The sequence below is a fragment of the Streptomyces sp. NRRL B-24085 genome (genome assembly GCF_001282115.1).
Classification (GTDB): Bacteria; Actinomycetota; Actinomycetes; order Streptomycetales; family Streptomycetaceae; genus Streptomyces.
Map to the genome: position 1 here is coordinate 1 of NZ_LJBR01000423.1, position 6,138 is coordinate 6,138.

A 6,138-nucleotide genomic window follows, 5' to 3' on the forward strand; every position below is an offset into this window, starting at 1 on the left:
CCCTCCGCGTCCCCCTCCGCCACCGCCCGGACCAGGGCCCCGTGGGCCGAATCCGCGGTGTTGGGGTCGTCCTCGCGCAGCCCGGTCAGGGCCAGCAGCTCGACCAGGCCCTCGCGCAGGACCGGGGTGAACTCCCGGAACAGGTCGGCGAGCACGGGGTTGTGCGCGGCCGCGACCACCGCCGCGTGGAAGGTGATGTCCGCGTCGACGAAGGCCGCGTCGGAGGACGCGGAAGCGGCCCGCCGGCCCTCCAGCGCGCGTTCCATGGCCGTCACGTCCTCGGGGGTGCGGCGGCGCGCGGCCAGGCGGGCCGCGTGGACCTCCACCGCCATGCGGACTTCGTAGACGTCCGTGACCGCGGCCCGGCGCAGCCGGGTGGGCCAGTCCTCGACCGCCTCCGTCGCGGTCACGAAGACCCCCGCGCCCTGTCGCGCCCGCACCAGCCCCGCCCCGGCCAGCGCCCGCAGCGCCTCGCGGACCGTGGAACGGCCCACACCGAGCTCCCTCGCGAGCGTCGTCTCGCCGGGCAGCCTCGCGCCGACGGGCCAGTGCCCGGCGGCGATCTGCTCGCGCAGCCGCTCGGCGGCCTGCTCGACCAGGGGGCTGGGGCGGACGGGGCCTAGCGGCATCTGTGGTTCACCAACTCGTGCGAGGGGCAGGGACGGTACTCGTGCATTCTCACTTGTCTGAGGACCTGAGGAGTGGCTAGCCTACCGGCATGACGCTCAGCGGTCTCCTTCTTCTCGGCTGCCGCGGCGGGGCCTGACGCGACCGGCACCCCGCCGCGGGACGCCGTGCTGCCGGTCCTCCCCCAGACCGAGCAGAAGGAACAGCGTGACCACCGTCTGGAACCCGCAGCGGCCGAGCCCCATGCCCTTCCACCGCTACCGCCCCTTCCAGGACCGCGTGACCGTGCCGGTCACCGACCGGGACTGGCCCCGTGCCCGCATCGAGCACGCCCCCCTCTGGGTCCCCGTCGACCTGCGCGACGGCAACCAGGCCCTCGCCGAGCCGATGGACACCGCCCGCAAGAGCCGCTTCTTCGACCTGCTGGTGCGCACCGGGTTCAAGGAGATCGAGGTCGGCTACCCCTCGGCGAGCCGCGCCGACTTCGACTTCGTACGGCACCTGGTGGCGGGCGGCGCCGTCCCCGACGACGTCACCCCCGTCGTCTTCGCCCCGGCCCGCACCGACCTGATCGACCGGACCTTCGAGGCGGTCGCCGGTCTGCCGCGTGCCGTCGTCCACCTGTACATCGCGACCTCACCGGTGTGGCGGGACGTCGTCCTCGGCCGGGACCGCGAGCAGGTGTGGCGGACCGTGCGGGAGGCGGCGACGCACATGGCACGGCGGGCCGAGGCCCTGCACGGCACGGCCGTCCGTTTCCAGTTCTCCCCCGAGACCTTCAACCTCACCGAGCCGGACTTCGTCCTGGAGCTGTGCGACGGGCTGACGGAGCTGTGGGACGCGAGCCCGGACCGGCCGGTCACCCACAACCTCCCCGCGACCGTCGAGATCGCCACCCCGAACGTCTACGCCGACCAGATCGAGTACGTCCACCGCCACCTGGCCCGGCGGGACTCCGTGATCCTCTCCGTCCACCCGCACAACGACCGCGGCACCGGCGTCGCCTGCGCCGAACTCGCCCTGCTGGCCGGCGCCCAGCGGGTGGAGGGCTGCCTGTTCGGCAACGGCGAGCGCACCGGCAACGTCGACCTGGTGACCCTCGCGCTGAACCTGTACGCGCAAGGGGTCGACCCCATGGTCGACCTCGGTGACATCGACGCCGTCCGCGAGACGGTCGAGCACTGCAACCGGCTGCCGGTGCACCCCCGCCACCCGTACGCGGGCGAGCTCGTCCACACCGCGTTCTCCGGCACCCACCAGGACGCCATCAGCAAGGGCCTCGCCCACCGGGACGAGCACCCGGACGAGCCCTGGCAGGTCCCCTACCTGCCGATCGACCCGGCCGACCTCGGGCGGTCGTACGAGGCGGTCATCCGGGTCAACTCCCAGTCGGGCAAGGGCGGGGCGGCCTGGCTGCTGCGCACCCACCACGGCCTCGACCTGCCGCCCCGCATGCGCCCCGACTTCGCCCGGGCCGTGCAGGAGGCCACCGACACGAGCGGCCGGGAGATGAGCCCGAAGGAGCTGTACGAGCTGTTCCGGGCCCGCTACCTCACGGAGGGCGAGGTCAGGCTGCACGACGGGACGGCGTACGAGGAGGCACCCGGCGTCCACCGCTTCGTCGGCACGCTGGAGTGCGACGACCGCGTCGGCGACCACGAGGGCACGGGCGGCAGCGCGCTCTCCGCCTTCGTGGACGCGCTCGCCGGTGCCGGGTACGCCGTCGAGGTCGTCGACTTCACCGAGGACGGCACGGCGGCCTACGCCGAGTGCCGTGTAGACGGCCGTACGACCGCCTGGGGCGCCGGCGTGGGCCCGGCCGCCGCCGTCCGGGCCGTGCTGTCCGCGACGAACCGGGCGCTGCGGTGAGCGAGGTCCTGCGCGCCGAGGACGTGTGGATCGTCCGGGACGGGAAGCCGATCCTCCAGGAGGTCTCCCTGACCGTCCGGGCGGGCGAGCACTGGGCCCTCCTGGGCGCCAACGGGGCGGGCAAGTCCACCCTGCTCGGTCTGCTGGGCGCCCTGGTGCACCCCACTCGGGGCACGGTCGAGGTGCTGGGCCGCCGGCTCGGCCGGGTCGACCTGCGGGAGCTGCGCGCCCACGTCGGCCACGTCGACCCGCGCCATCCGCTCACCGCGCCGCTGCGGGTCCGGGACGTCGTCCTGACCGGGCTGACCAACTCCGTGGCCCCGCTCCCCCGTTGGCGGCCCACGCCGGAGCAGCGGGACCGGGCCGACCGGCTCGTCGGCACCCTCGGCCTCGCCGGCCTCGCCGACGCCCGCTGGCCCACCCTCTCCCACGGACAGCGCGGCCGGACGCTCATCGCCCGGGCACTGATGCCGGAGCCGCGGCTCCTGCTGCTCGACGAACCGGCGACGGGCCTCGACCTCCCGGGCCGCGAGCAGCTCATCGACGCCCTGGACACCCTGCGCCGGGAGCATCCGGCACTGGCGACGGTCCTGGTCACGCACCATCTGGAGGAGCTGCCGCCGGGCACCAGCCACGCGCTGCTACTGCGCGAGGGCCGGGTCCTCGCGCAGGGCCGGGCGTCGGAGGTCCTCACCGGCGACCAGGTCGGCAAGTGCTTCGACCTGCCGTTGGTCCTGGACCGCCGGGAGGGCCGCTGGACGGTTCGGCTCCGGGGCCGGGGCCGGGCATGACGAAGGGGGCGCCCCCGGGCGCCCCCTTCACCGCCGGCCCTACTTGTTCAGGAAGGCCCAGAACTCGTCGAACGACAGCAGCTTGTCGCCGTTCAGGTCGCGGCTCTTGATGATCGCCTCGGCGACCGACTCGGTCACGTTCCAGTCGCCGCCCTGAGCCAGGGCGGACTTGAACTCGGCGGCGGTGATGGAGCCGTCTCCGTCCGCATCGATCCGCTCGAACTGCTTGCGTGCTTCCTCGATGTCGATGTGCGCCACCGGTCCGCCCCTTTTCTTGCCTCTGTCGTGTCCTGCCGGCTTGCTGCCGCAGGTCAGATTAGCGGCCCGGTCCGCGCGCCGGTGCGGCGACCACCCGTGGAAACCGTGGTGCCGTCCTCGATCATGTCTGCGAGGGTGGGCGTTCCGGTGGGTGAGGCGAGGAGCGGTGTGATGGAGACGTTGCGGGACATTCTCGACGCGGCGGCCCGCGGGGTGTTCCCGCCCGCGGACGGCGGCACGACGGTCGTACCCCAGACCTGCCACCGGGACGCGGGCGTGCTGTCCTTCACGGCGCACTCGGTCGTCTTCACCGACGAGGACCCCGAGTGGGTCCGCGCCACCCTGCGCGGCCTGGACTGCGACGCACTGGCCGCGACCATGAACCCGCGGTTCCTGACCGCCTTCCTGGACCGGACCGGGCGCAGGTCCGAGACCATCGACGCGATGCTCGTCGCCGACCCCCTGCCGGGCGGACCGCCGCTCGCGCTGCGGGAGATCGAGGACGCGCACCACCCCCGGATCACGTACGCCCGCAGGCGGCGCGACTCCGTCCGGGCCTGGACGACGGAGGGCGGGGTGCTGGTGACGGGACGCGGGGTCGGCGGGCGCCTCGAGGTCTCGGTCGAGGTGGACGAGGACGTACGGCACCGGGGTCTGGGGCGGGCGCTGGTGACCGCGGCGAGGCATCTCGTCGCGGAGCCGCTGTGGGCCCAGGTGTCCCCGGGGAACGCCCGCAGCATGCGGGCGTTCCAGGCGGCCGGTTACCGTCCGGTGGGCGCCGAGGCGGTGCTGCTCGCCACGGTCCCGCGGGGCGCCCGCGGTTCAGCGGAAGATGCCGGTGTGGCCGAGTGAGTAGCGCCCCGGCTGGGGGTACACCGCGAGCCCGTGCGGTCCGCTGCCGACCTTGACGCGGGCGAGCTGGGCGCCGGTGCGGGTGTCGATGGCGTAGACCTCGGAGTTGTAGCGGCCGGACAGCCACAGGACCTTGCCGTCGGCGGAGACGCCGCCCATGTCGGGGCTGCCGCCCTGGGGGAGCCGCCACTTCCTGGTCAGCCGGTTCCGGGTGAAGTCGAAGACGGAGACGGTCCCCTCGCCCCGGTTGGAGACGTACATCTCGCGGGAGTCGCGGCTGACGTAGAGGCCGTGGGTGCCCTTGCCGGTGGGCAGCAGGGTCGGCTTGCCGAAGGTGTCGCCGTCCAGGACCCACATGCCGTCGGCCATCATGTCCGCCACGTAGAAGCGCTTGCCGTCCGGTGAGACCTTGACGTCCTGCGGCATGGCCCCGTCGAAGGGGAGCTTCTGCTGCCCGATCACCTTCATCCGCTCGGTGTCGACCTTCAGCAGCTCGCCGCTGAACTCGCAGGAGACGATGAAGTAGCGGCCGTCCAGGGAGAAGTCGGCGTGGTTGACGCCGTAGCAGCTCACCGGGACCGTCTTCCGGCGCTCCATGGTGTGCGGGTCGCGGAAGACGAGCTCGCGGTCGAGGGAGGCCATCACGACGGCGTACCGGCCGTTGGGGGTGAAGTAGAGGTTGTACGGGTCGTGCACCTCGACGGGCTTGCCGGCCTTCCCGGTGCTCGGGTCGATCGGGGTGAGGGTGTGCCCGCGGTTGTTGTTGACCCAGAGGGTCTTCATGTCCCAGGACGGCACGACGTGCTGGGGCTGCCGGCCGACCCGGATCGTGTCGACGACCTCGTACGTGCGCGGGTCGATCACGGACACCGTGTCGGACTCGGTGTTGGGCACGTAGACGCGCGACGGGAAGTCCTTGACCACCGGTGACAGCCTGCCGGGCCGGTCGGCCGCGTAGACGTCCTTCGGGTCGAGGACGGGCGGCATCCCGGGCAGCCCGTCGGCCGGTTTCCGCACCGGTTTGACCGGGGCCGGGGCGGCCGCCTCGGTGCCGTGGTGCGCGGAGGCGTGCGGGTCGTGGGGGCCGGTACCGCAGGCGGCGAGGGCGACGAGCGCGGCGCCCGCGAGCAGGGCGTGTCTGACGAGAGTGCGGTGCATCAGGTGAACAGCTCCGTGGTGGTCACGGCGGCCAGGCCGCGGCGGTCGAGTTCTTCCAGTACGGCGGGGAGGGCGGCGACCGTGTCGTCGTAGCCGAAGTGCAGGCTGACCACGGAACCGGCGCGGGCCTCGCCGAGCACCGTGCGGGCGACGGCCGCGGCGCCGGGCGAGGTGAAGTCGAGGGAGTCGACGTCGTAGGAGAGGACGTGGGGGTAGCCGGCCTCCCGGGCCAGCCGGGTGACCAGGGGTGAGGCGGTGGGCGTACGGGAGGGGCGGAACCAGGTCCCGGCGGACCCGGTGAGGCGCCGGATCCGTTCGGCGCAGCCCACGATCTCCGCTCTGGCCTCGGCCTCGGACATCGCGTTGATGTCGAGGTGGTGGAGGGTGTGGTTGCCGAGTTCGTGTCCGCCGTCGAGGACGCGGCGGGCCATGTCGGGGTGCTCGTCGAGCCAGGTCCCGACGGCGAGCACGGTGACGCGGGCGCCGTGCCGTTCGGCCTCGGTGAGCAGGGCGCGGGCCGTGGCGGGGTCGCCGCCGCCGTGGAAGGTGAGGGCGAGACGGGGGCGGCGACCCCGCCACGGCC

7 protein-coding genes are annotated in these 6,138 nt (G+C 73.5%); 3 read left to right on the top strand and 4 right to left on the bottom strand.

Features of this window, described 5'->3' with window-relative positions; genetic code table 11:
• On the bottom strand, positions 1-629 hold a 629-nt coding region (locus AOJ26_RS35470), incomplete at its 3' end, for a FadR/GntR family transcriptional regulator (protein WP_053852475.1).
• Between the two features lie 241 nt (positions 630-870).
• Here AOJ26_RS35470 and AOJ26_RS35475 point away from each other — a divergent pair.
• Both AOJ26_RS35475 and AOJ26_RS35480 read left to right on the top strand, forming a co-directional pair.
• The gene (locus tag AOJ26_RS35475; protein WP_053852481.1) at positions 871-2,496 is read left to right on the top strand and encodes a 2-isopropylmalate synthase; all 1,626 of its coding nucleotides are present in this window, start codon (positions 871-873) and stop codon (positions 2,494-2,496) included.
• Positions 2,493-3,287, top strand: a complete 795-nt coding sequence (locus AOJ26_RS35480; RefSeq protein ID WP_053852476.1) for an ABC transporter ATP-binding protein — start codon at positions 2,493-2,495, stop codon at positions 3,285-3,287. Before AOJ26_RS35475 ends, AOJ26_RS35480 begins: the two co-directional genes overlap by 4 nt.
• A 39-nt stretch (positions 3,288-3,326) precedes the next feature.
• Here the strand turns inward: AOJ26_RS35480 and AOJ26_RS35485 are convergent, their stop codons facing one another.
• Entirely contained in the window at positions 3,327-3,545 is a 219-nt protein-coding gene (locus tag AOJ26_RS35485; protein ID WP_053852477.1) for an EF-hand domain-containing protein, read from the bottom strand.
• 171 nt (positions 3,546-3,716) lie between these two features.
• Here AOJ26_RS35485 and AOJ26_RS35490 point away from each other — a divergent pair, with 171 nt between their 5' ends.
• Positions 3,717-4,397: a GNAT family N-acetyltransferase gene (locus AOJ26_RS35490; RefSeq protein ID WP_053852478.1), complete on the top strand. Its 681-nt coding sequence runs from the start codon at positions 3,717-3,719 to the stop codon at positions 4,395-4,397.
• Here AOJ26_RS35490 and AOJ26_RS35495 read toward each other — a convergent pair.
• Both AOJ26_RS35495 and AOJ26_RS35500 read right to left on the bottom strand, forming a co-directional pair.
• On the bottom strand, positions 4,368-5,555 hold the full coding sequence (locus AOJ26_RS35495; RefSeq protein ID WP_053852479.1) for a YncE family protein: 1,188 nt from the start codon (positions 5,553-5,555) through the stop codon (positions 4,368-4,370). The two genes, AOJ26_RS35490 and AOJ26_RS35495, sit on opposite strands and share 30 nt — an antisense overlap.
• A partial coding sequence (locus AOJ26_RS35500; protein ID WP_053852480.1) for a polysaccharide deacetylase family protein occupies positions 5,555-6,138 on the bottom strand: 584 nt, incomplete at its 5' end. The genes AOJ26_RS35500 and AOJ26_RS35495, both read right to left, overlap by 1 nt.